Below are 24,080 nucleotides of genomic sequence, written 5' to 3' on the forward strand. Positions count from 1 at the left end.
GTAAAATTGAGAGGAAAACAAAATGGGTACTACAGCGAAATCTGATTATATTTGGTTGAATGGTGAAATGGTTCCATGGGCTGATGCAAAAATACATGTCATGTCTCATGCTTTGCATTATGGTACCTCTGTTTTTGAAGGTGTGCGTTGCTATAACACACATAAAGGCCCAGTTATCTTTCGTCATAAAGAACATGCTCAACGATTATTAAATTCAGCCAAGATTTATCGTTTTCCTGTCCCTTATACGCTAGAAGAGATCATGGAAGCAACTCGCCAAGTCATCAAAAAAAATAATCTTGAAAGTGCATACATCCGCCCTTTAGTCTTTATTGGTGATGTTGGCATGGGCGTTATTCCACCAGCCGGCTACAAAACCGACGTGATGATCGCGGCGTTTCCATGGGGCGCTTATCTTGGTGAAGATGCCTTAGAACAAGGTATTGATGCAATGGTATCATCATGGAATCGTTTTGCACCAAATACCATCCCAGCAGCGGCTAAAGCGGGGGGTAACTACTTATCATCACTACTTATCGGATCAGAAGCTCGAGCTAATGGCTTCCAAGAAGGGATCGCGTTAGACGTAAACGGCCAGCTTTCTGAAGGTTCAGGCGAAAACTTATTTATCGTCAAAGACGGCATACTATTTACCCCATTACTATCATCATCCGCCCTACCAGGGATCACTCGTGATGCTATCATCAAACTTGCACATGATCTAGGAATTGAAGTACGTGAACAAACACTTTCACGTGAATCACTATACCTTGCTGACGAAGTATTTATGACAGGTACCGCGGCCGAAATCACACCAGTACGTAGTGTTGATCGAATCCAAGTTGGTATTGGTCGTTGTGGCCCAATCACAAAACAAATCCAACAAACTTTCTTTGGTTTATTTAACGGTAAAACCGAAGATAAATATGGTTGGTTAGATCCAGTTAAATAAACGTCATTTTCTAATCCACTAATTCATTTTAGTGGATTGGCTTTTTAAAGTTACGATACAAAATTATCAACCGATAGGAATCGGTCGCTTACATAAAAAAATTGGGAGCAAGAAATGCCTAAATATCGTTCAGCCACCTCTATAGAAGGTCGCAACATGGCGGGTGCCCGTGCCTTATGGCGTGCAACAGGCGTAAAAAATGAAGACTTTGGTAAACCTATTATTGCGGTGGTTAACTCATTCACACAATTTGTACCGGGGCATGTTCATTTAAAAGATATAGGTCAACTGGTAGCAAAAGAAATTGAAGCATGTGGTGGCATTGCTAAAGAATTTAACACAATTGCTGTCGATGACGGTATCGCCATGGGTCATGGTGGGATGCTTTACTCACTGCCATCACGAGAATTAATTGCTGACTCTGTAGAATACATGGTTAATGCCCATTGTGCTGACGCCATGATCTGTATTTCAAACTGTGACAAAATCACGCCAGGCATGTTAATGGCATCACTTCGTTTAAATATTCCAACGGTGTTTGTGTCTGGTGGTCCAATGGAAGCAGGAAAAACTAAACTTTCAGATCAAATTATTAAGTTAGATTTAGTTGATGCCATGATTCAAAGCGCAAATCCAAATGTCAGTGATGCTGATAGTAAAGCCATTGAGGAGTCTGCCTGTCCAACTTGTGGTTCATGCTCGGGCATGTTCACCGCAAATTCTATGAACTGCTTAACTGAAGCTTTAGGACTTTCATTACCGGGTAATGGATCGTTAGTTGCAACGCATAAACAGCGCGAACAGCTATTTTTAAAAGCAGCTAAACGCATAGTTGAAATCACGAAACGTTATTATGAACATGATGATGAATCTTACCTTCCGCGTTCTATTGCAACCAAATCGGCTTATGAAAATGCCATGTCTCTTGATATCGCTATGGGGGGTTCAACCAACACGGTGTTACACTTACTTGCCACTGCGCAAGAAGGTGAAATCGACTTTACTATGTCGGATATTGATAGATTATCTCGTAAAGTCCCGCATTTATGTAAGGTTGCGCCAAGTACAGCGCTGTATCATATGGAAGATGTACATAGAGCCGGTGGTGTTGTCTCTATCTTGTCTGAACTTGATAAAGCTGGATTACTAAATCGTGATGTTCACAATGTATTAGGACTCTCTTTACACGAAACCTTTGCACAATATGATATCACCCAAACCAAAGACGAATCAGTGAAAAAAATGTATCGAAGCGGCCCTGCCGGTATTCGTACAACGAAAGCATTTTCACAAGATTGCTATTGGGATAGTTTAGATGATGACCGTGTAAATGGCTGTATTCGCGACAAAGAACACGCTTATAGCCAAGATGGAGGTCTTGCCACACTTTATGGTAACCTTGCAGAAGATGGCGCAATTGTTAAAACAGCTGGCGTTGCGGCTGAAAACTTAGTATTCCGCGGCCCTGCTAAAGTTTACGAAAGCCAAGAAGATGCGGTTGATGCAATCTTGGGAGGACGAGTTGTTGAAGGTGATGTAGTTGTAATCATCTATGAAGGACCAAAAGGTGGGCCTGGCATGCAAGAAATGCTTTATCCGACCAGCTATTTAAAATCAATGGGATTAGGCAAAAAATGTGCACTTATTACTGATGGCCGATTTTCTGGCGGTTCTTCAGGTCTATCCATTGGTCATATTTCACCTGAAGCGGCTAATGGTGGGTTAATAGGATTAGTCCGTGATGGAGACATTATCGATATTGATATTCCAAACCGTAAATTAGTGTTAGATGTTCCTGTATCTGAACTTGAAAGACGTCGAGTGGCTGAAATGGAACGTGGCGATAAAGCCTTTACGCCTCATGATCGCGATCGCTATGTATCATTTGCCCTTAAAGCCTATGCGAGTTTAGCAACAAGTGCCGACAAAGGTGCGGTTCGTGATAAAAGTAAATTAGGTGGCTAATGTGAAAAAAGAAGAGAATAAGCTCACTGGTGCAGATTATCTAAAAGCGACACTTTGTTCAGCAGTCTATGATGTTGCACAAGTGACCCCGCTTGAAAAAATGGAAAAGATTTCTTTAAGGTTACATAACCAAATTTTTGTTAAACGGGAAGATCGCCAATTAGTCCACAGTTTCAAAATTCGTGGTGCTCAAGCTATGATAGCAAGCCTGACCGAAGAACAACGTAAACGAGGTGTAATTGCAGCATCTGCTGGTAATCATGCACAAGGCGTTGCGCTATCGGCCAGTAAATTAGGGATAAATTCCCTAATTGTGATGCCATTAACTACCGCTGACATTAAGGTAGAAGCGGTAAAAGGTTTTGGTGGTGAGGTATTACTTTATGGCGCCAATTTTGATGAAGCAAAAGCCAAAGCAATAGAACTGGTTGAAGAACAAAATCGCGTCTTTATCCCGCCTTTTGATCATCCCTTAGTGATTGCCGGACAAGGAAGTATTGCTATGGAGTTACTACAGCAAAATGCTAAACTCGATCGCATATTTGTCCCTGTTGGAGGCGGTGGACTTGCTGCGGGCATTGCAGTATTAATTAAGCAAATTATGCCTTCAATCAAAGTGATTGCGGTTGAACCAGAAGATGCCGCATGTTTAAAAGCGGCTCTTGATGCAGGTAAACCTGTTGATTTAAATCGAGTAGGCTTATTTGCTGAAGGGGTTGCCGTTAAACGAATAGGCGATGAAACATTTAGACTTTGTCAACAGTACATTGATGATATTATCACTGTCGATAGTGACGAAATTTGTGCAGCGGTAAAAGATTTATTTGACGATGTACGCGCCATTGCCGAACCGTCAGGTGCTGTGGCGCTAGCGGGATTGAAAAAGTATGTTGCCAAGCACAATATTTGTGGCGAAAACCTAGCTCATATTTTATCTGGAGCTAATTTGAACTTTCATAGTTTGCGTTATGTATCAGAGCGCTGTGAACTAGGTGAAAAACGCGAAGTCCTTCTCGCTGTGACGATTCCAGAAAAGAAAGGTAGTTTTTTGAAATTTTGCCAACTGTTAGGTGGACGTTCAGTCACTGAATTTAATTACCGTTATCATGATGAACAATCAGCATGCGTTTTTGTCGGTGTTAAAATTACCAAAAGTGACGAAAAAGATGAAATTATGCAGGAATTAATTTCTGCTGGTTATGCCGTAGTTGACTTAACCGATGATGAAATGGCTAAATTACATGTTCGATATATGATTGGCGGCAAACCATGTAAACATATTGAAGAACAAGTATACAGTTTCGAATTTCCTGAATCACAAGGCGCACTTCTTAAATTCTTGCAAACATTGGGCACAAATTGGAATATTTCAATGTTCCATTATCGCAGTCATGGCACCGATTATGGAAGAGTGCTTGCCGCTTTTGAAATCGATGAAAGTAGCTATAATCAGTTTAATCAACATTTAACCGAATTGGGTTACGATTTTCATAATGAAACGCACAACCCATCACTCAAACTTTTCCTCACAAATCAATCGTAATTTTTACTAAAAATAAGGATTACCCAAAAATTATTGGGTAATCCTATTAAGATAACATTAAAGTATATTTGCTTAAATATAACTTATTTTAACAGTAACAAATAAAAAATTTAGCCAAATTTTAATTGTCTATTTTAAAGTAAAAATATCATCTTTTGCCTATTGATTCCCCTAATTATTCAGTGCATATTAGTAGAATGTTTATACAACAATTTTTCAAGTCTAGTTGGAATGTGAATAGGGATATTTATCTTCTAATTCATTAATATTAATCAATAGGATATAACTCAATTTTGTTAATTATCATAGATGAAAATAGTTATTTTCATCTAATGTTTATGCAAAAAGATGAGTTAAAAAAGTAACACTTAACAACATAAGGATAATTCATGATAAAAATTGCAGGTGCCCGTAAATTTTATTTATGGCTAGTTGCCATTATTTTATTAGCGAGCGGTTTATTTTGTACAATTTATGGATTTAAATTGATCGCACTAGGCGGTAGCTGGTATTTTGCGATTATGGGATTAGTACAAATAATCACTTCGCTTTTATTATTTAGACAAAGTACCAAAGGGGCTTGGCTATATGGTTTAGCTTACGCATTAACCTTAATTTGGGCTTTATATGAGGTTGGCTTACAATTCTGGCCGCTCTTCTCACGCTTAATGGTATTTACAGGTTTTGCAATGCTTATTGCATTTGCCTATCCAATGCTTGAGAAAAAAGAAACTGGCGATACGACTGCTGGTAATGGCGGTTATAAATTGGGGATATTTATTTTAGTCTTAATGGGCATTGCGCTTGGCTTTATGTTCAAAGAACACAATGTTATTACAAATCCCGTCCCTTTAGCCAATAATAAACTCGATCCGAGTGATGCGCCTATAGATTGGAAGCAATATGCTAATACGACTAAAGGCACGCGTTTTTCTGGTGCAGATCAAATCACTAAACAAAATGTTAAAGATCTCCAAGTTGCTTGGACTTATCACACAGGTTATATTCCTTCTAATAGTGGATCAGGTCCAGAAGACCAAGAGACACCTTTACAAATTGGCGATAATGTCTATTTATGTACACCAACAAATGTTGTTATCGCATTAGATGCTGATAGTGGCGAACAAAAATGGCGTTATGATCCTAAAGCGACTTCACCTAACTGGCAACGTTGCCGTGGATTAGCCTACTATGAAGACCAAAAAACGTTAGACGATGCCAGTAATAATGCAAAAGCGTGTTCGGCACGTATTATCATGAACACAATTGATGCTAGGTTGATGGCGATTGATGCAAATACCGGTAAATTGTGTGAAGATTTTGGTGAACAAGGCGTTGTTGATCTGAAAAAAGATATGGGCGATATTCCTCCGGGTTATTATGAGCCAACAGCGGCCCCTTTAGTAGCGAAAGATGTGATTGTTGTTGGTGGCCGCGTTGCTGATAACTTCTCAGTTAATGAGCCAGGTGGTGTTGTTCGTGCTTTTGATGTCCATTCAGGCAAATTAGTTTGGGCATGGGATCCAGGCAATCCAAATATTACTGATGTTCCGCCAGCTAATGAAACCTATACACGCGGCACAGTAAACGTCTGGGCGACGACAGCTTATGATCCAGAACTTGATCTTGTTTATGCACCAACAGGGAATGCAACACCTGACTTCTTCGGTGGCTATAGAACAAAATACGATGATGAATATAACTCATCAATTGTTGCGCTAGACCGTAAAACGGGACAAATTCGCTGGAAATTTAGAACAGCACATCATGATTTATGGGACTATGACTTACCATCACAACCTTTACTCTACGATATTCCTGATGGAAAAGGTGGCGTTACAAAAGTTATTGTCCAAACAACAAAATCAGGTCAGATCTTCATGTTAGATCGTCAGACCGGTAAACCTGTTGCTGAAGTTCAAGAAAAACCTGTAGCAAAAGGTGATGTAGCAGGTGAATATTACTCCCCTACTCAGCCATTCTCAGTAGGTATGCCATCAATTGGTAACGAAACCTTGACTGAATTTGATATGTGGGGTGCGACACCTTATGATCAATTACTCTGCCGAATTGACTTTGCCGGTTCTGTCTATCATGGTTTATTTACACCACCGAATATGACCAAAACGCTGCAATATCCAGGATCTTTAGGTGGCATGAACTGGGGCAGTGTCGCGGTTGATCCACAAACCAACTTAATGTTTGTTAATGATATGCGAATTGGTTTAACTAACTGGATGATCCCTCAAGATAATATCCCTAAAAATGCTAGCGGTATTGAAATGGGTATTGTGCCACAAAAAGGAACGCCATTTGGTGCGATGCGTTTAAGATTTACCTCTGCCTTAGGTGTTCCATGCCAAAAACCACCTTACGGAACCATGACAGCCATCGATCTTAAATCTCGACAAATTGTATGGCAAAAACCTTTAGGTACAGTCATGGATACAGGTATTTTAGGCATCCCAATGCATTTGCCTGCGCCAATTGGCATGCCAACCATCGGTGGACCAATGGCAACTAAATCGGGTCTATTATTCTTTGCTGCAACGCAAGACTTCTATCTTCGAGCATTTGATTCTGTGACCGGGGAAGAAATTTGGAAAGCACGTTTACCCGTCGGTAGCCAAGGTACACCAATGACCTATGTATCACCTAAAACAGGTAAACAATATATTGTCATCTCAGCAAGTGGAGCAAGACAATCACCAGTTCGTGGCGATTATGTTATTGCTTATGCTTTACCTGATAAAAAATAGTTGTTAGCTAAAATAGTTTTAGCCTCATAATAACTGCCATTATATCGTATAGTTTTATCGATATAATGGCAGATAAAATAAACTATCAGCGAATTTATTAAATCTAAACAGTTTAATTCAACTATGGTATTTAACTAAAACACAGACCTTTTTTAAACTGATTGGCGAAATAGCCGCTATCACAAAATCTATTTTCGATTATTTCTATAATTTTAAACAATTCTCCTATTGCTAACTACTTCAATATCGATCAATAAAATAAATATGAATTTTTTGTTAAAAGTAATGTCCTAATTTGAATGAATAGTAATTCGAATAAATCATTGCAGAAATGATAAACTTATCACCTTATAATGACATAGTCTTTACTGCACAAATTGTGAATCTTTAGTGATAAAAATGGATTTTATAGGAAATGAAAAAAATAGTTTCAAGCTTATGTATAGCGGTATTTTGTTGTTTTACTCTGTGTAATACGCATATGGTGTTTGCCAATAATAACGCTTTAAATTATAACCAACGTGAGCATTTTGATTCCTTTGCTGACTTCTATCAAAGTTTACCGATATTATCCATGCCTATTGATAGCAAAAATATCAGCACCGGAAAATATGTTGATAGTAAATTTTTTCATTTCGATGATGATGATTATCGCTATTATGATAAACCAACTGTTCAAACCGACAATTATTTTACGCTAACAGATCTAAAAGCGATTGGTCGCTTTGAAATGGATGATATCAAATTTATACTCTATGATTTAACTTTTGATAGTATAGGCGAAGGTATCAACGAAGATATCAAATTAATTAATGCTTTTGACAAAAATGGAAAACTTCTAGATGAATTAATGATAGCGGGAAAAACTGGACATGAAGATCACTTGTTTTTCTTTTCATCCACGATTAAAGATCAACTATTTCATATTAAACTAGACGCAGTTTATGAACTTGGTTATGTAGCAGAAGTTAAAGACAATATCTATCAATATAAACAAACGATTAATTTAACTTATCAATTTCATGACAATCAATTTTACTTACAAGCCCCTCCTGTTAACTGTCAAACTAAAAATTTAAAGCAATATTTGAATAAACTTACCAAACAACAGTTTGCCGATGTTGCTGATATCGTGGCTTTTAGCAACTATATTGATTGTTATCCGGTATCCGAAAATTTGCAAACATATAAACAAATAGCTAATTATATTAAAAATTCTATTCATTATTTTCTAAGTTCTGCTGAATTGAAAACATTACAAAAAAGAATTGGTATTATTGAGGATTAAGTATGTGTTTACCTACTTTTAAATATCATCCCAACGCTTATCAGCTAGATATTTTTAGTCAAAAAGATGGGATTTGCTCGGTTTGTCATAAAATTCGTTCAATAAAATATGACTTACCGCTTTACAGCCAAGAAGAGCCTGAATATATCTGTCCATGGTGTATTGCTGACGGTTCTGCGGCAAAAAAATATCACGGTCAATTCAATGATGATAACAGTATAGATGAGCTGCCGCCTGAAAAGCTTGACGAGCTCATATTAAAAACACCCAGTTATTCATCATGGCAGCAAGAAGTATGGTTAACGCATTGTAATGAGCCTTGTGCATTTATCGGTTATGTCGGATTTGCAGAAATTATTCCCTATTTTGATGAGATTAAAGATGATATTGATTACCCAGAGGAGTTATTAAGAACGTCATTATCCAAAGATGGCTCACTGACTGGTTATCTATTTGAGTGTGTTCAATGTGGTAAGAAAAGATTGCATATTGATTGCAACTAAATAGCTATACACCATTTTCATGAAGTTAATTTACCCAATCATCAAAAATCAAATTGTACAAAACGATGAAGCCGATTTATCAATCGGCTTAAAATAGAATCAGACAACACGCTTATTGATATCGTTCTGTTGCTGATAAAGGTATGGCATAAAATAGAAACCTAATAAGATTAATTAATATGTCGAATATAACCTTTCACAATATTAATGCTTTTATCAAACAGCTGTTTCTCGGTTTCGTTAAAGTCAAGTTGAATCACTTTTTTAATCCCATGTTGATCCAAAATTGCCGGTACCCCTATAGCAACATCTTTATAGCCATACTCCCCATCTAAAACACAGCTAAGCGCTAAGGCTCGATGGCTATTAGTAAAAATATGCTGACAAATTTCAGTAATGGTACTAGCGATACCATATTCAGTACAATGCTTATATTTAACGATTTCAAAACCTTTATTTTTTGCTTTAGTCCCAATATCAACAAAATCAATTTTATTTTTTTCAAGTTGATTAAGATTAATACCATAAACCGAAGAATGCGACCAAACCGGAAACTGCGAATCACCATGCTCACCAACTATAAAGGCATCGATGCTTTGTGGTCCTATATCCATCTGCTCACCTAGTAAGCGACGTAATCGTACGGTATCAAGCCAAACTCCTGTACCAATAACTCGATGACGAGGTAAACCTGATAGTTTCCAGACTTGATAAGTAATTGCATCACAAGGATTGGTTGCTATCAAAAAAATACCCTTGAAGCCATTTTTCATCATATTCGGCACAATACTTTCCACAATTTTAGATGTGCCTGCAAGCTCCTCATCACGGCTTTTTTGTGCTAATCCTGAAGTTACTGTAATAATCGCAATATCAATATCAGCACAATCGGTCGATTCACGCAAACTCACTTTGATCATATTTTGCCGATAAGCTGCTGCATCCAAAAGATCTTGAGCATGACCATAGGCTAAATCTTTATTAAGATCGACCAGCGCTATCTCTTCACATATGCCACGATTAACAAAAGTATAAGCGGTTGTTGAACCCACATTGCCAACACCAATAATCATCACTTTACGAAGTTTCATCTTTAACCTACCTAATTTTAGTTTAAAAATTTCACAATTAGATTTAGTTATACTCCTGTTTTTTTAAGATTCAAGATGTTAGAAGTAAGATTTAATGTTAGTTGATTGTAAAAATAAACGATGACTAATTCTTGAACAACTTTTTTTTCATTGCTAAAATCATCGACAATCTTAAAAGGAAGGGAAAAACAATGAAAAAAAAAATCATTATAGGATTTGGTGTTAGTTTAGTTACACCTTTAACCGCAATGGCAATAAATTTATCAGGTAATCAAACTTTTACTGAAGAAGTCAATATACCATCAACCCATAATTATAATGAACTTGAAGGTGAACTTAATTCAGGCATTGATATATTGAAAAATAGTCAAACTATTTTTGAGAAAAACGTTAACATCAATTTACAACGGAATAATGATTCAAACTCAGATTCAAATATTTCCGGTATTTCAACCAGCTTTGATGGTAATTCCACAACAGTATTTAATGGTGATTTAAACATAGATGTAAAAGGTTTTAAATTTGATGCAATAAGTATATTCAATAATTCAGTTATTGAAGTTAATGGAAAAACAACATTAAATATAGATCACAAAGACAATTCAAATGCAATTTCAATGATTGATGGGATTTTAACACTAAATGGAGAATCAATAATAAATGGTGATCTTAACGTTCAAGAATCAGGAAAATTAATCATTAAAAATAAATCGCAAATAATTGGTCAAGTAGAGGCTTATGATGGTGGAATAGTCGAATTATATTTAGCTGATGGCTCTAAATTTTTAGGATCCGCATATAGTAACGCTGAGATTGATCCAATTGATGGCGTTGATTCTCTAGCTGGTAAGATTATCATTGATCTTGCTAAAAATGCAAATTGGGAAATTGATGAGGATGGTTCCTATATCACGCAATTATCAGGTGCGGGGTCGGTTACATTTGATCACAATACTCAAACTCGATCGCTTTCTTTCAAAAATTTAACTGTTGAAAATCTAAAAGGTGCATTAAATTTCACAATGAGTACCGATATCGCTGCTGAAAAAAGTGATAAACTCATTATCACAAACTCAGCTGAAGGCCATCACACTCTTAATTTGATTAATAATGGCGCAGCAAATACTAATGGTAAAGAAAAATTAACTTTAGTAGAAATAGCTGAAAATGCAATCAGTAATGCCGAATTTAAAACGACTCATGCCATTGAATTGGGTGGATATGTCTATAATATAAATAAAGATGGGAATAATTGGGTCTTAGCGAGTAATAGTAACACGGTTACTAATCCTAATCCTAACCCTAACCCTAACCCTAATCCAGATGATAATAAAAAACCGGATAATAACACAAGCTCAAAACCACAAATTACAACAACAGCAAATGCCAGTGCTGGATTCCTTAATGCCAACTATTTAATGAGTTATGTTGAAACACAAACATTACTGAAACGATTAGGTGATATGCGGAATAGTGGTACGTTTGGCGATGTTTGGTTAAGGGGCTTTTCTGGAAAATTAGATTCATTTTCGAGCGGAAAATTAAGTAAGTTTGACATGAATTATCATGGATTCCAGTTCGGTGCCGATAAACAGTTATCAGAAAACACGCCGTTTGTAATAGGTGCTTTTGTTGGTCAAACTTATGGTGATCCTGACTACCGTAAAGGCGACGGCTCTTTAAGATCATTTAATACAGGGTTTTATACAACGTATTTAGATGAAAGTGGTTTCTACCTAGATGGTGTAGCGAAATATGCACGTCAAAAAAATCATTTCAAAGTGAAAGATACTGCTGATAATCGCGTTCAGGGTACCGGTCATACCAATGGACTTGGCGTATCATTAGAGCTAGGTAAAAAATATCAAATTAACGATTTTTATATTGAACCACAAACGCAAATCGCTTATAGCCACCAAAATGGTACATCAATTAATGCAACCAACGGGCTTAACGTCAAATTAGGTAACTATAACTCATTAATTGGTCGTGCTTCTGCATTGTTTGGTTATCAAGTCAATACCGAAAATAGCAACATTAATCTTTATGCTAAAACAGGCATTGTTCGGGAATTTGATGGCGACACTTATTACAAACTAAATGGAAATAAAGAGAGCCATTCATTTGAAGGAAACTGGTGGAATAACAGCATAGGTGTAAGTGCTCAAGTTAATAAAGCACATACTATTTACCTTGATGTTGAAAGCTCTACGGGTAATCGATTTGATTTACTACAAGTGAATGGTGGTTACCGTTATTCTTTCTAATCTAACCAGACCATAAAGCCGCATTATAATATGAAAACTAAAAATCACATTCTAAATCATATGAATGTGATTTTTATCTCAATAAATCAGCAAGTTTCTTACCGTATCATCTATTGCTCAAATAGAGAACATAGTCTGCTATTTTACAACGTTTTTATTTAGAATGAATTCATATAGATAAATGGTGAAATATTTATTCCCGCTAAGTAAAAATAATTTGACATTTATTATTTAAATGATAATAATTCTCATTAACATTTAAATAATAATATTTATGTAAAAAAAGATAACTATTTCTAATGATTATATCAGATATAACAACTCACGACTTTGTTACTATTTAATTGATTTCTAGTATGTTATACAACAGGAGCTGATAATGGAATTTAATTTATTCAATAACAATAATAAAACAGTATTTAGGACGATACTGTCATCGTTAATTATAATTGCTGGACTATTTTGTTCAGCCCAAGCAGCCGAAAAAAAATTTAAAGTCGTGACAACTTTTACCGTGATCCAAGATATGGCTAAAAACGTCGCCGGTGATGCCGCTGATGTTGAATCGATTACAAAAGTGGGAGCCGAAATCCACGAATACGATCCGACACCACAAGATATTACTAAAGCCCTTTCTGCTGATTTAGTATTATGGAATGGTCTTAACTTAGAATTATGGTTTAAACGTTTTTTTGAAGATATTAAAGATGTGCCCTCTGTTGTAGTTACTGAAGGGATTGAACCGATGCCAATTCAAGAAGGTAGTTATAAAGGTAACCCAAATCCTCATGCTTGGATGTCTCCGACACTTGCTTTAACTTATATAGAAAATATTCGCGCAGCGTTTGTTAAATATGATCCTAAACATGCTGATATTTATAACCAAAATGCAGCTGACTATATTGCCAAGATAAAAGCGCTTGATGCTCCACTGCGTGAACGTTTAACTAAAATTCCTGATGCTCAACGTTGGTTAGTAACCAGTGAAGGGGCTTTTAGCTATCTAGCTCGAGATTATAATCTAAAAGAAGCTTACTTATGGCCCATTAATGCAGAACAACAAGGAACACCAAAACAAGTTAAAAATCTTATCGACTTAGTCAAAGCAAAAAACATTCCTGTATTATTTAGCGAAAGTACCATTTCAGATAAACCAGCAAAACAAGTAAGCAAGGAAACCGGTGCCAAATATGGAGGCGTTTTATACGTCGATTCTTTATCAACAAAAGATGGGCCTGTACCTACATATATTGATTTATTAAAAGTTACTGTTGAAACAATAGCTAAAGGATTTGAAAAATAATGACTCAAATTTGCCTAAATGTTGATGATATTACCGTGACTTATAATAATAATTCATGATGCCAGTTTTAAGCTCAATGGCGGCACTATATGTGCCCTTGTTGGCGTAAATGGAAGCGGTAAATCGACTTTGTTTAAAAGTATTATGGGAATAATCAAACCAACTCAAGGACGCGTAACATTTAATAATATTCCAGTAAGGCAGGCATTAAAGCAAAATATCATTGCTTATGTTCCACAGACTGAAGAAGTTGATTGGGACTTCCCCGTTTTAGTTTCTGATGTTGTGATGATGGGACGATACGGGCATATGTCTTTTTTTCGTATTCCGAGTCAGGAAGATAAAAAACAAGTTGATATTGCACTTGAACGCGTCAATATGCTTGATTTTAAACATCGACAGATTGGTGAACTTTCAGGTGGGCAAAAAAAACGTGTTTTTTTAGCTCGAGCATTGGCTCAGCAAGGAAAAGTATTGCTATTAGATGAACCCTTTACCGGTGTTGATGTTAAAACAGAAAATGCAATCATTGATTTGCTTAAAGCGCTACGTAAAGAAGGGCATTTAATTTTAGTTTCAACCCATAATTTAGGCAGTGTGCCTGAATTTTGTGATCAGGTGGTGTTGATTAATCAAACTGTTCTGGCATTTGGTCCAACTAAAACCACATTTACTCCTCAGAATTTAATGACAACCTTTGGTGGTGCATTACGTTATTTAAGTCTATCTGGTGCTCAATTACATGAAGACGAAGATCCGCGTAAAGTATCGATACTAACCGATGACGAACGTGCAGCGATTTTTTATGGTGAAGGTAAGGATGATTCACCTCATCAAAATTTACTTGTTGAACAGCAAGGTAATGAACCAAAAGGACAACAATAAATGGAATTCCTACTTGAACCTTTTATTTATAGCTTTATGTTTAAAGCCATTTGGGTAAGTAGCATTGTAGGGGCCGCCTGTGCGTTTTTATCGGCTTTTTTAATGCTAAAAGGCTGGTCACTAATGGGGGATGCACTTTCCCACTCAGTAGTACCAGGTGTTGCCGGTGCCTATGCGCTTGGGCTACCCTATTCTGTCGGCGCTTTTTTTACAGGATTACTTGCCGCACTGGCCATTATTATTGTGCGCACCATTACTCGATTAAAAGAAGATGCAATTATTGGTTTTATCTTTTCTACTTTTTTTGCTGTCGGCCTGTTAATTATTTCACTCAATCCAACTTCCGTTAATGTGCAAACTATCATTTTTGGTAATATTCTTGGCATTGACGATAGTGATATGTGGCAAGTACAAATTATCATCTTAGTGTCATTTATACTATTACTGTTGTTTTGGAAAGATTTGTTAGTTGTTTTCTTTGATGAAACTCATGCCAGATCAATTGGTTTAAAACCCTTACAATTAAAAATTCTTTTTTTCACTATTTTAAGTGCTTGCACAGTAGCCGCTTTGCAAACGGTGGGCGCAATTTTAGTTATCGCAATGGTCGTCACCCCTGGCGCAACGGCTTACCTATTAACGAATCGTTTTTCACATCTATTAATTATTTCGGTCGTGATTGGTGCATCAACCAGTGCAATAGGTGCTTGGATTAGCTATTTTCTCAATGGTGAAACCGGTGGTGTAATTGTTACACTACAAACCTTAGTTTTTATGACTGCATTTTTATTTGCACCTAGACAAGGCTTAATTTCTAATAAGCGAAAAATAAAACAATCAAAGTTAAAGAAAGGGGCAAATGTATGACAGAATTATGGGATTTTATCTATTATCCATTAACCTTGCCCCTTATCCAGCGTGCTATTTTAGCCGCCATGGCAACAGGTATAGTTTGTGCACTACTTTCTTGCTTTTTGGTTTTAAAAGGTTGGTCATTAATGGGCGATGCCATCTCGCATGCTGTATTACCTGGGATTGTGTTAACTTATTTAGCAGGCATTCCAATTATCATTGGTGCATTTGTTTCTGGCTTATGTTGCTCTGTGGCAACTGGCTACATTAAAGAACATAGCCGAATTAAAGAAGATACGGTAATGGGCATTGTCTTTTCAGGCATGTTTGCTTTTGGCTTAGTGCTTTTTTCAAAAGTCGACACATCACAACATCTAAATCATATCTTATTTGGCAGTGTGCTTGGGACAAGTTACGATGAATTAAAACAAATCATCTTAATTGCTGCCACAGTTTCAATTTTAATCATTATAAAACGTCGAGATCTTATGCTATATTGCTTTGATGCAATACAGGCTCAAGTGATCGGATTACCCGTTCGCTTATTACATTATGGTTTGCTCAGTGTGCTTGCTTTAACCATAGTCGGTTCACTCAAAGCTGCTGGGGTGATTTTAGTGATTGCCATGTTAATTTCCCCTGGCATTACTGCATTTTTACTTACTAAACGTTTTGATATGATGTTGATTATTGCTGTTATCGTTTCGGTATTTTCAACATTGACAGGCACATTGATTAGCTACTATTCAGACGCATCCACCAGTGCCTGCATTGTTATTTTACAAGCAATTATTTTTGTTATAGCACAGGTTTATCGATATGTCGTTAATAAAAGAACACAAAACTAACTGAACTTGCGCAAATGTTTAAAATCAACCATTTGCGCATCTATATTAGCAATATAAAAGTAATTACTCGTCATCCAAATATTTACTTGAATCGGCGTAATTATCAAAGCGCGAAAACTGGCCTTGGAACTTTAATCTAACTTTACCAATAGGACCATTACGTTGCTTACCTAAAATAATTTCGGCAATACCTTTATGCTCTGAAGCCTCATTATAAACTTCATCACGATAGATAAACATAATCACATCGGCATCTTGTTCAATGGAACCTGACTCACGTAAGTCCGAGTTAACCGGTCTTTTGTCTGCTCGCTGTTCCAAACTACGATTAAGTTGTGATAAAGCAACAACAGGAATCTGTAATTCTTTCGCTAATGCTTTTAAAGAACGTGAAATTTCAGCGATTTCTAAGGTTCGATTTTCAGACATATTAGGAACACGCATAAGCTGTAAATAGTCGACCATAATCATACTCAAACCTTTATGTTCACGATAAATACGTCTTGCTCTTGAGCGTAATTCCATAGGGGTAAGTCCCGATGAATCATCAATATAGATATTTTTTTTCTCTAAAAGCAATCCCATCGTACTCGATATTCTGGCCCAATCATCATCTTTCAGCTGACCTGTTCGAATACGTGTTTGATCAACCCGAGAGAGCGATGCCAACATACGCATCATAATCTGTTCTGAGGGCATTTCTAAACTGAAAATCAGCACAGGCTTTTCTTGCATCATTGCTGCATTTTCACACAAATTCATAGCAAAAGTCGTTTTACCCATCGATGGTCTTGCTGCAATAATAATAAGATCTGAACGTTGTAAACCAGCTGTTTTCTTATCTAAATCAATAAATCCGGTTGAAACACCTGTCACTCCGTCGTGTGGTCGCTGAAAGAGCTCTTCAATTTTGGCAACCGTTGCCTCGAGCACATCAGTAATACTCTTTGGTCCTTCACCCTGTTTTGTTCGGCTTTCCGCTATTTGGAATATTTTACTTTCGGCTAGATCTAAAATTTCGCTACTATCTCGCCCTTCAGTTGCATAACAGTTATCAGCAATATCATTTGATGCGCTAATCAGTTCACGTAAAATCGCTTGCTGACGAATAATATCACTGTAAGCAACGACATTAATTGCACTTGGGGTATTTTTTGAAAGTTCAGCCAAATAGGCAAATCCGCCAACATCAGCAAGAATATCCTTACTTTCTAAACTTTCCGATAGTGTAATTAAATCAATCGGCGTACCTTTACCGACCAAAGTATGCATTTCTGAAAAAATTAATTGATGATGACGAGAATAAAAATCGCGCTCAGTAATCATTTCAGCCACAACATCCCATCGTTGATTATCAAGCATTAAACTGCCAAGCACGGCTTGTTCTGCTTCAATAGAGTGTGGTGGCAATTTGATATTATGCAGTTTTGATTTTTTTGTTTCTTTATTTTTATCATCTTTACTGGAATTGATATCATCAGTATTCATTGCATTCATCTTTTTAGTTAAATTGGAATAGTTATAAGCAATTATGCTTAATGTAAAAATAATGGACCTAAAAAAGAATTGGGGATCTGATATTTCGATGGATAGTCCACTTGAACCAAATACAACCCTTCCGGTTTTGCTGTTGCAGCAGCGAGTGTTCGATCTTTAGCTTTGAGCAAATCAAGAATCCATTGTGGCTGCTGATTGCCTGCACCGACCTCGATTAAACTGCCTACAATATTACGTACCATATGATGCACAAAAGCATTCGCTTTGATATCCACAATAATATATTCAGCTTGCCTTGTCACTTCAATATGATGAATATTACGCCAAGGGGTTAATGACTGACACTGAGCCGCTCTAAATGATGTAAAATCATTTTCACCTAATAAATATTGCGCAGCTTGATGCATTAATGTTTCATTCAATGGCAAATAATAATGAGAAACACCTTTAGCTAAAATTGCCGGTCGATAACGATGATTATAAATCACATAACGATACCGCCTTGCCGTTGCACTAAATCGTGCATGAAAACTATCATCGACTGAGTGTGACCACCGCACAGCAATATTAGTTGGTAAATGCGAATTCACCCCCATCGTCCAGGCACCGTGTGAACGTTGGGCTTGGGTTTCAAAATGAACCACCTGCCCTGTAGCATGCACACCGGCATCGGTTCTGCCCGCGCAAAAAACGGTAATGGGTTCATTAGCGACAATCGATAAGGCCGTTTCTAACCTTTCTTGAACAGAGTCGTGCGACTGCTGCTTTTGCCAACCAAAATAGTCACTACCATCGTACTCAATACCCAGTGCAATTTTACAGATAGTCATTAATGAGTATCTCTAGGGTCTCTATCAGCATCAATGCGCCTAAATAACGAATATTATCTGCAACTGACCAATATTGAATTTGCTCATAATTACCATAGCTGTGCCTTAGATTAGCTAATTTTATGGTTAATTTATCTTCAGATTCAGTATTGACCTCGGTAACAGGGGTAGGTAAATCATCATGTCGCACTTCGACGTCATAGTCATTAAAACGTGTCATGTCTAATTCAATGGGTAAACTACTTGACACATTGACTGATTGCGCAAGCCCATAAAAAACTGGAACAATGATCGATTCAATTGATACCGGCAATTGATAATTATTCATTACTTTGCGAATTTGATTTACTTGTGATTTTTCGCTGAGTGTCAAATGCTCAGTTTGATGAGAAATCGGTAACAAATTAAAGGCTAATTGATTATCAAATATGGCATTTTCAACTGGCATTCCATTTAACAACCGAGCACTTTGCCCCGCTAATTCATCAACCCCTGATTTACCATATAAAGAGGATGGAATGAAATTAGTAACATGCAAATTGGTAAGTAATTCAATATCTGTCAAAGGTGCAATACAACGTAATAATTGGCAGACTGTTGCACTAGCAACAGCAATGATATTTTCATTACGATACTCAGTTAAAACATTATTATTTACCTTAGGAACGACTAAAGGAATATGATCCTCATCGACAAAATAACCACTTGCATCAATCACAATGCAGCCCGATTGTGCTGCTATCTGCGCATACGTTTCACTGGTTTTAACGCCCGCAACAAAAAAAGCAAAATGGCATTGTCCCCAATCCATTTGATTACTATCAACAACCGTTAAATTTTTACCCGAAAAACGTACAATTTCGCCTTCACTATTATCACTGCCAACTAAATAAAGATTTTCAATTTCGAATCGATTAGCTTGTGCTAAGTTATCTTGTTGTAACAATTCAACTAATGCAGAACCAACTTGCCCTGTCGCACCAACAATCGCAATATTCCATGCAGACATATCTTAAACCTAATTAAAAAAAGTATAGGCTATTATACCATTATCTTATCTAAGATAGCGCAAAAGATCATAACAAACATGATGTAGTATTTCTAACCCATTTATGTTTAACCAAAATAGTCTATATAAACTATAGGGTAATGTAATTATCATTCGCCAACATTGATTAAAATTAATAGTTTTTAATTCTAAAATAGAATTTTAGAATTGATTATTTTTTTATTACTATTACCTTATTTTTATAAATTATTCGGAAAAACTCCTATTAGTAAACGTCATATATCTTTTTAAAAAAGTTAAAACTTTTTATGTTTTCAAAATTGATAGGAAATCATTAATTGTTACCCTATTTTTTGCATAGAGCATATTAGTCCTACTTCCTTATTACTATTTCAACACCCGAAAAACAACCGACTCATTTTTAAACCATTATTGACCATCTTCATGTTGTGTCTTTTTATTATCCTCTGATAAAGGGTTACCTTCTTCCTTACAAAGCACTTCAGGATCATAATAAAAAAAGAACCATCCACAGCCATCTTTAGATGGCCTAATACACCAATCAACATCGAAATTCCAATCAGTTAAATATTTTCCCTGAACAATTAATTTGGTTATATAGTTTTTACTTATTTTGTCTAAATTAATATTATTAACGTTCTTCCATTTCAGAAGAGTAAAAATTCTTTCTGCAAGCTTTATATGGGTAGCTATAGAGTTTTTTCTTACGATTAAACAAGCCGATCCAATTAGTAAACCAAGCGAACTAAAACCGATGAAAAGATTTTCCAAAGAAAAGTCTAAAACAAGATAATTCATTAATAATACACAAAAAATATAAAATATTAACGCAGGCCAAAAACAAACTTTTAAAGCTTGGTTACGCCCAGCATAGCATGGTGGGATAAGAGAAATAATTTGCTCACTGGGTTTCAACATGGCATAAACCTCGTAATAATCATCACGTTTTTCAGCAATTACTTCAACTTGATCACCCTTATTAAATTTATAAAAACCCAGCCAACCTTTAAGGGTAATATCATTATCAAGTTTGGCAGTAATATATTGTGCTTTAACATAATTACTAAGATCACCGCCATTAGCATGACCCAAAGCCGCGAGCCCTGCTGCGGTATTACCGTTTAATGTAGCAAGTAAAGCGCCTCTTTGTAATTTAGCTTTTTGTTTTTCTTTTTGTGCTTCACTTAAATAAGCGCCATCAGCAAGTGGAGCATAACAAAAGAGCCCTTTAAAATCAGTTAGTGTACCTGTTAATTTTATTAAGTCTTTAGGTGGCAACGTTGGATCTTCTATTTTGAGTCCTGTTTTTTTTAACACCTGATCTTTATCTTTATAAGTGATATCTTTGCCGTCATATTTTGCATAGCACATATTCGGTCTTATTCCTTATTGCTATTTTAACACCCTAAAAACAATCGACTCACTTTTAAATCATTATTGATCATCTTCATGTTGTGTCTTTTTATTATCCTCTGATAAAGGGTTACCTTCTTCCTTACAAAGCACTTCAGGATCATAATAAAAAAAGTACCACCCATTACCACTTAGGGAAGGTTTTATATATGGATCTGTATCTTGCTGCCAATCAGTTAAAACTTTCCCTTGAGTAATTGATTTATCGATATATTGTTTACTTACAGTAATTAAATTAATATTTTTGACATTTTTCCATCCTAAAAGAGTGAAAATTCTTTCTGCAAGTTTTATATGAGTAGCAATTAAATTTCTCTTAACAATTACTGAAGCCGGTCCGATGAGTAAACCAAGCGAACTAAATCCGATTAAAAGATTTTCGAAAGAAAAGTCTAAAACAAAATAATTCATTAATAATACACAAATGATATAACATATAAATACTATCCAAAACCAAGCTTTAAAAGCTTGATTGCGACCAGCATAACAGAGGGGGATAATAGAAATAATTTGCTCGCTGGGTTTTAACATGGCATAGACTTCATAATAATCATCACGTTTCTCGGCTATCACTTCAACTTGATCACCCTCATTAAATTTATAAAAACCCAGCCAACCTTTAAGGGTAATTTCATTATTAAGTTTGGCAGTAACGTATTGTGCTCGAAAATAATTACTGCGGTCGCCACCATTAGCACGCCCCAATGCTGCAAGTCCCGCTGCGGTATTGCCATTTAACGTAGCAAGTAAAGCACCTTTTTGAAGTTTGGCTTTCTGTCTTTCTTTTTGTGCTTCACTTAAATAAGCGCCATCACCAAGTTGAGCATAACAAAAAAGCCCTTTAAAATCAGATAGTGTACCTGTTAATTTTACTAAATTTTTAGGTGGCAACGTTGGATCTTCAATTTTGAGTCCTGTTTTTTTTAACACATGCTCTTTGTCTTTATAGATGGTATCTTTGCCGTCATATTTTGCGTAGCACATATTCGGTCTTATTCCTTATTGCTATTTTAACACCCTAAAAACAATCGACTCATTTTAAACCATTATTGATCATCTTCATGTTGTGTCTTTTTATTATCCTCTGATAAAGGGTTACCTTCTTCCTTACAAAGGATTTCTGGATCGTAATAATAAAAACTCCAACCAACACCAGATTTAGGCGGTCTAAAATACGGATCTATTTTATTATTATAATCATTTGAATATTTACCTAAAGCCATCAATTTAACAATATATTGTTTACTTATTTTGGGTAAATTAATATTAATGACATCTTGCCAACCTAATAAATTAAAAATTTTTTCAGCAAGAGTAATATGGGTTGCAATGCAATTTTTACATACAATTAAGACAGCCAATCCAAACATTATACCTAAAGTCCCGAAACCTATGAAAATATTCTCCAAACTAAAATCTAAGAAAAAATAGTTCATCAATACTCCACAGAAAATATAAAATATAAGCGTTGGGAAAAAATAATGTTTTAAAGCCTGATTACGTCCGCCCACACAAGGAGGAATGATCGAAATAATTTGCTCACTAGGTTTTAACATGGCATAGACTTCATAATAATCATCACGTTTCTCGGCTATCACTTCAACTTGATCACCCTCATTAAATTTATAATAACCCAGCCAACCTTTAAGGGTAATATCATTATTAAGTTTGGCGGTAATATATTGCGCAGGAAACAAGTTACTACGATCACCCCCATTAGCATGTCCCAATGCGGCTAAACCTAAAGCTGTATTGCCATTTAACGTAGCAAGTAAAGCACCTTTTTGAAGTTTGGCTTTCTGTTTTTCTTTTTGTTCTTCACTTAAATAAGCGCCATCACCAACAGGTGCATAACAAAAAAGCCCTTTAAAATCAGATAGTGTACCTGTTAATTTTACTAAATTTTTAGGTGGTAACGTTGGATCTTCTATTTTGAGCCCTGCTTTTTTTAACACATGCTCCTTGTCTTTATAAATGGTATCTTTGCCGTCATATTTTGCATAGCACATATTCGGTCTTATTCCTTATTACTATTTCAACAGCCTAAATACAACCGACTCATTTTTAAACCATTATTGACCATCTTCATGTTGTGTCTTTTTATTATCCTCTGATATAGGTTTACCTTCTTCCTTACAAAGCACTTCAGGATCGTAATAAAAAAAATAAAGTCCATAACCATTTTTGCAAGGGCTCGTAAATGGATTGCTATCTTTGTTTAATTTTAAAGAATACTTATTCTGACTGATTAATTTAGCGACGTATTGTTTACTTACTTTGAATAAATTAATGTTACTCACATTTTTCCACCCCAAAAGAGTAAAAATGCTTTCTGCAAGTTTTATATGGGTAGCGATTGAGTTTTTATTTACTATTAAACAAGCAGATCCAAGTAATAAACCAGTAACAGTAAAACCGATGAAAAGATTCTCAAAAGAAAAGCCTAAAATAAGGTAAGTCATCAATAAAGTTAACACAATGTAAAAAATAAACATTGGCCAAAAATACATTTTTAAAGCTTGATTACGACCACCAAAACATGGTGGAATTATTGAAATAATTTGCTCGCTGGGTTTTAACATGGCATAGACTTCATAATAATCATCACGTTTTTCAGCAATTACTTCAACTTGATCGCCTTCATTAAATTTATAAAATCCCAGCCAACCTTTAAGGGTAATATTATGATTAAGTTTGGCGGTAATATATTGCGCAGGAAACAAGTTACTACGATCACCCCCATTAGCATGTCCCAATGCTGCAAGTCCCGCTGCAGTATTGCCATTTAACGTAGCAAGTAAAGCACCTTTTTGAAGTTTGGCTTTCTGTTTTTCTTTTTGTGCTTCACTTAAATAAGCGCCATCACCAAGTTGAGCATAACAAAAAAGCCCTTTAAAATCAGATAGTGTACCTGTTAATTTTACTAAATTTTTAGGTGGCAACGTTGGTTCTTCAATTTTGAGTCCTGTTTTTTTTAACACCTGATCTTTATCTTTATAAGTGATATCTTTGCCGTCATATTTTGCGTAGCACATATTCGGTCATATTCCTTAT

General features: G+C 35.9%; 18 protein-coding genes and 1 pseudogene. 11 read left to right on the forward strand and 8 right to left on the reverse strand.

Annotated elements, in window-relative coordinates; genetic code table 11:
* Nucleotides 1-22: 22 nt before the first annotated feature.
* From J3U57_RS00290 to J3U57_RS00315, 6 genes are all read left to right on the forward strand, one after another.
* Complete coding sequence (locus J3U57_RS00290; RefSeq protein ID WP_267333408.1) at nucleotides 23-952, forward strand: branched-chain amino acid transaminase; 930 nt, start codon at nucleotides 23-25, stop codon at nucleotides 950-952.
* Nucleotides 953-1,066: 114 nt separating this feature from the next.
* On the forward strand, nucleotides 1,067-2,917 hold the full coding sequence (gene ilvD, locus J3U57_RS00295) for a dihydroxy-acid dehydratase (RefSeq protein ID WP_267333407.1): 1,851 nt from the start codon (nucleotides 1,067-1,069) through the stop codon (nucleotides 2,915-2,917).
* A 1-nt stretch (nucleotide 2,918) separates the two neighbouring features.
* Nucleotides 2,919-4,460: a threonine ammonia-lyase, biosynthetic gene (gene ilvA, locus J3U57_RS00300; protein WP_267333406.1), complete on the forward strand. Its 1,542-nt coding sequence runs from the start codon at nucleotides 2,919-2,921 to the stop codon at nucleotides 4,458-4,460.
* Between the two features lie 389 nt (nucleotides 4,461-4,849).
* Nucleotides 4,850-7,219 (forward strand): membrane-bound PQQ-dependent dehydrogenase, glucose/quinate/shikimate family, encoded by a 2,370-nt coding sequence (locus tag J3U57_RS00305; RefSeq protein ID WP_065634917.1) that lies wholly within the window; start codon nucleotides 4,850-4,852, stop codon nucleotides 7,217-7,219.
* A 415-nt stretch (nucleotides 7,220-7,634) separates the two neighbouring features.
* Entirely contained in the window at nucleotides 7,635-8,507 is an 873-nt protein-coding gene (locus tag J3U57_RS00310; RefSeq protein ID WP_267343505.1) for a hypothetical protein, read from the forward strand.
* A 2-nt stretch (nucleotides 8,508-8,509) separates the two neighbouring features.
* Complete coding sequence (locus J3U57_RS00315) at nucleotides 8,510-9,010, forward strand: CbrC family protein (RefSeq protein WP_267333403.1); 501 nt, start codon at nucleotides 8,510-8,512, stop codon at nucleotides 9,008-9,010.
* Between the two features lie 170 nt (nucleotides 9,011-9,180).
* Here J3U57_RS00315 and J3U57_RS00320 read toward each other — a convergent pair whose 3' ends face one another.
* Nucleotides 9,181-10,101, reverse strand: coding sequence for an L-lactate dehydrogenase (locus tag J3U57_RS00320; RefSeq protein WP_267333402.1), 921 nt, complete (start codon nucleotides 10,099-10,101; stop codon nucleotides 9,181-9,183).
* A gap of 191 nt (nucleotides 10,102-10,292) precedes the next feature.
* Here J3U57_RS00320 and J3U57_RS00325 point away from each other — a divergent pair, with 191 nt between their 5' ends.
* The 5 genes and pseudogenes from J3U57_RS00325 (at nucleotide 10,293) to J3U57_RS00345 (ending at nucleotide 16,256) form a co-directional block, all read left to right on the forward strand.
* Nucleotides 10,293-12,368 (forward strand): autotransporter outer membrane beta-barrel domain-containing protein, encoded by a 2,076-nt coding sequence (locus J3U57_RS00325; protein WP_267343506.1) that lies wholly within the window; start codon nucleotides 10,293-10,295, stop codon nucleotides 12,366-12,368.
* A gap of 379 nt (nucleotides 12,369-12,747) precedes the next feature.
* Nucleotides 12,748-13,671, forward strand: coding sequence for a metal ABC transporter substrate-binding protein (locus J3U57_RS00330; RefSeq protein WP_267343507.1), 924 nt, complete (start codon nucleotides 12,748-12,750; stop codon nucleotides 13,669-13,671).
* Nucleotides 13,671-14,556, forward strand: a pseudogene (locus tag J3U57_RS00335) (manganese/iron ABC transporter ATP-binding protein). The gene J3U57_RS00330 and the pseudogene J3U57_RS00335 overlap by 1 nt, the downstream one beginning before the upstream one ends.
* Nucleotides 14,557-15,423, forward strand: a complete 867-nt coding sequence (locus J3U57_RS00340) for a metal ABC transporter permease (RefSeq protein WP_267343508.1) — start codon at nucleotides 14,557-14,559, stop codon at nucleotides 15,421-15,423.
* The gene (locus tag J3U57_RS00345; protein WP_267343509.1) at nucleotides 15,420-16,256 is read left to right on the forward strand and encodes a metal ABC transporter permease; all 837 of its coding nucleotides are present in this window, start codon (nucleotides 15,420-15,422) and stop codon (nucleotides 16,254-16,256) included. The genes J3U57_RS00340 and J3U57_RS00345 overlap by 4 nt, the downstream gene beginning before the upstream one ends.
* A gap of 63 nt (nucleotides 16,257-16,319) precedes the next feature.
* Here J3U57_RS00345 and dnaB read toward each other — a convergent pair whose 3' ends face one another.
* The 7 genes from dnaB to J3U57_RS00380 all read right to left on the reverse strand — a co-directional run bounded on the left by dnaB (nucleotide 16,320) and on the right by J3U57_RS00380 (nucleotide 24,061).
* Nucleotides 16,320-17,744, reverse strand: a complete 1,425-nt coding sequence (gene dnaB / locus J3U57_RS00350; RefSeq protein ID WP_065798771.1) for a replicative DNA helicase — start codon at nucleotides 17,742-17,744, stop codon at nucleotides 16,320-16,322.
* A gap of 47 nt (nucleotides 17,745-17,791) precedes the next feature.
* Nucleotides 17,792-18,583, reverse strand: a complete 792-nt coding sequence (gene truA / locus J3U57_RS00355) for a tRNA pseudouridine(38-40) synthase TruA (protein WP_267333394.1) — start codon at nucleotides 18,581-18,583, stop codon at nucleotides 17,792-17,794.
* The gene (locus J3U57_RS00360; RefSeq protein ID WP_267343510.1) at nucleotides 18,570-19,592 is read right to left on the reverse strand and encodes an aspartate-semialdehyde dehydrogenase; all 1,023 of its coding nucleotides are present in this window, start codon (nucleotides 19,590-19,592) and stop codon (nucleotides 18,570-18,572) included. The genes truA and J3U57_RS00360 overlap by 14 nt, the downstream gene beginning before the upstream one ends.
* A 429-nt stretch (nucleotides 19,593-20,021) precedes the next feature.
* Nucleotides 20,022-20,984 (reverse strand): putative type VI secretion system effector, encoded by a 963-nt coding sequence (locus J3U57_RS00365; protein ID WP_267343511.1) that lies wholly within the window; start codon nucleotides 20,982-20,984, stop codon nucleotides 20,022-20,024.
* A gap of 63 nt (nucleotides 20,985-21,047) precedes the next feature.
* The gene (locus J3U57_RS00370) at nucleotides 21,048-22,010 is read right to left on the reverse strand and encodes a putative type VI secretion system effector (protein WP_267343512.1); all 963 of its coding nucleotides are present in this window, start codon (nucleotides 22,008-22,010) and stop codon (nucleotides 21,048-21,050) included.
* A 62-nt stretch (nucleotides 22,011-22,072) separates the two neighbouring features.
* Entirely contained in the window at nucleotides 22,073-23,035 is a 963-nt protein-coding gene (locus J3U57_RS00375; RefSeq protein WP_267343513.1) for a putative type VI secretion system effector, read from the reverse strand.
* Nucleotides 23,036-23,098: 63 nt separating this feature from the next.
* Nucleotides 23,099-24,061 (reverse strand): putative type VI secretion system effector, encoded by a 963-nt coding sequence (locus tag J3U57_RS00380; protein ID WP_267343514.1) that lies wholly within the window; start codon nucleotides 24,059-24,061, stop codon nucleotides 23,099-23,101.
* Nucleotides 24,062-24,080 lie beyond the last annotated feature (19 nt).

This window comes from Gilliamella sp. B3464, assembly GCF_026536145.1.
Classification (GTDB): domain Bacteria; phylum Pseudomonadota; class Gammaproteobacteria; order Enterobacterales; family Orbaceae; genus Gilliamella.

Excerpts from the sequence above, each read along its gene's own strand:
- dnaB (WP_065798771.1), bottom strand. The coding sequence starts at position 17,744 with ATGAATACTGATGATATCAATTCCAGTAAAGATGATAAAAATAAAGAA.
- truA (WP_267333394.1), bottom strand. The coding sequence starts at position 18,583 with ATGACTATCTGTAAAATTGCACTGGGTATTGAGTACGATGGTAGTGAC.
- J3U57_RS00330 (WP_267343507.1), top strand. The coding sequence starts at position 12,748 with ATGGAATTTAATTTATTCAATAACAATAATAAAACAGTATTTAGGACG.
- J3U57_RS00320 (WP_267333402.1), bottom strand. The coding sequence starts at position 10,101 with ATGAAACTTCGTAAAGTGATGATTATTGGTGTTGGCAATGTGGGTTCA.
- J3U57_RS00380 (WP_267343514.1), bottom strand. The coding sequence starts at position 24,061 with ATGTGCTACGCAAAATATGACGGCAAAGATATCACTTATAAAGATAAA.
- J3U57_RS00305 (WP_065634917.1), top strand. The coding sequence starts at position 4,850 with ATGATAAAAATTGCAGGTGCCCGTAAATTTTATTTATGGCTAGTTGCC.
- J3U57_RS00310 (WP_267343505.1), top strand. The coding sequence starts at position 7,635 with ATGAAAAAAATAGTTTCAAGCTTATGTATAGCGGTATTTTGTTGTTTT.
- J3U57_RS00325 (WP_267343506.1), top strand. The coding sequence starts at position 10,293 with ATGAAAAAAAAAATCATTATAGGATTTGGTGTTAGTTTAGTTACACCT.
- J3U57_RS00345 (WP_267343509.1), top strand. The coding sequence starts at position 15,420 with ATGACAGAATTATGGGATTTTATCTATTATCCATTAACCTTGCCCCTT.
- J3U57_RS00360 (WP_267343510.1), bottom strand. The coding sequence starts at position 19,592 with ATGTCTGCATGGAATATTGCGATTGTTGGTGCGACAGGGCAAGTTGGT.
- J3U57_RS00340 (WP_267343508.1), top strand. The coding sequence starts at position 14,557 with ATGGAATTCCTACTTGAACCTTTTATTTATAGCTTTATGTTTAAAGCC.
- ilvD (WP_267333407.1), top strand. The coding sequence starts at position 1,067 with ATGCCTAAATATCGTTCAGCCACCTCTATAGAAGGTCGCAACATGGCG.
- J3U57_RS00315 (WP_267333403.1), top strand. The coding sequence starts at position 8,510 with ATGTGTTTACCTACTTTTAAATATCATCCCAACGCTTATCAGCTAGAT.
- J3U57_RS00365 (WP_267343511.1), bottom strand. The coding sequence starts at position 20,984 with ATGTGCTATGCAAAATATGACGGCAAAGATATCACTTATAAAGATAAA.
- J3U57_RS00375 (WP_267343513.1), bottom strand. The coding sequence starts at position 23,035 with ATGTGCTATGCAAAATATGACGGCAAAGATACCATTTATAAAGACAAG.
- J3U57_RS00370 (WP_267343512.1), bottom strand. The coding sequence starts at position 22,010 with ATGTGCTACGCAAAATATGACGGCAAAGATACCATCTATAAAGACAAA.
- J3U57_RS00290 (WP_267333408.1), top strand. The coding sequence starts at position 23 with ATGGGTACTACAGCGAAATCTGATTATATTTGGTTGAATGGTGAAATG.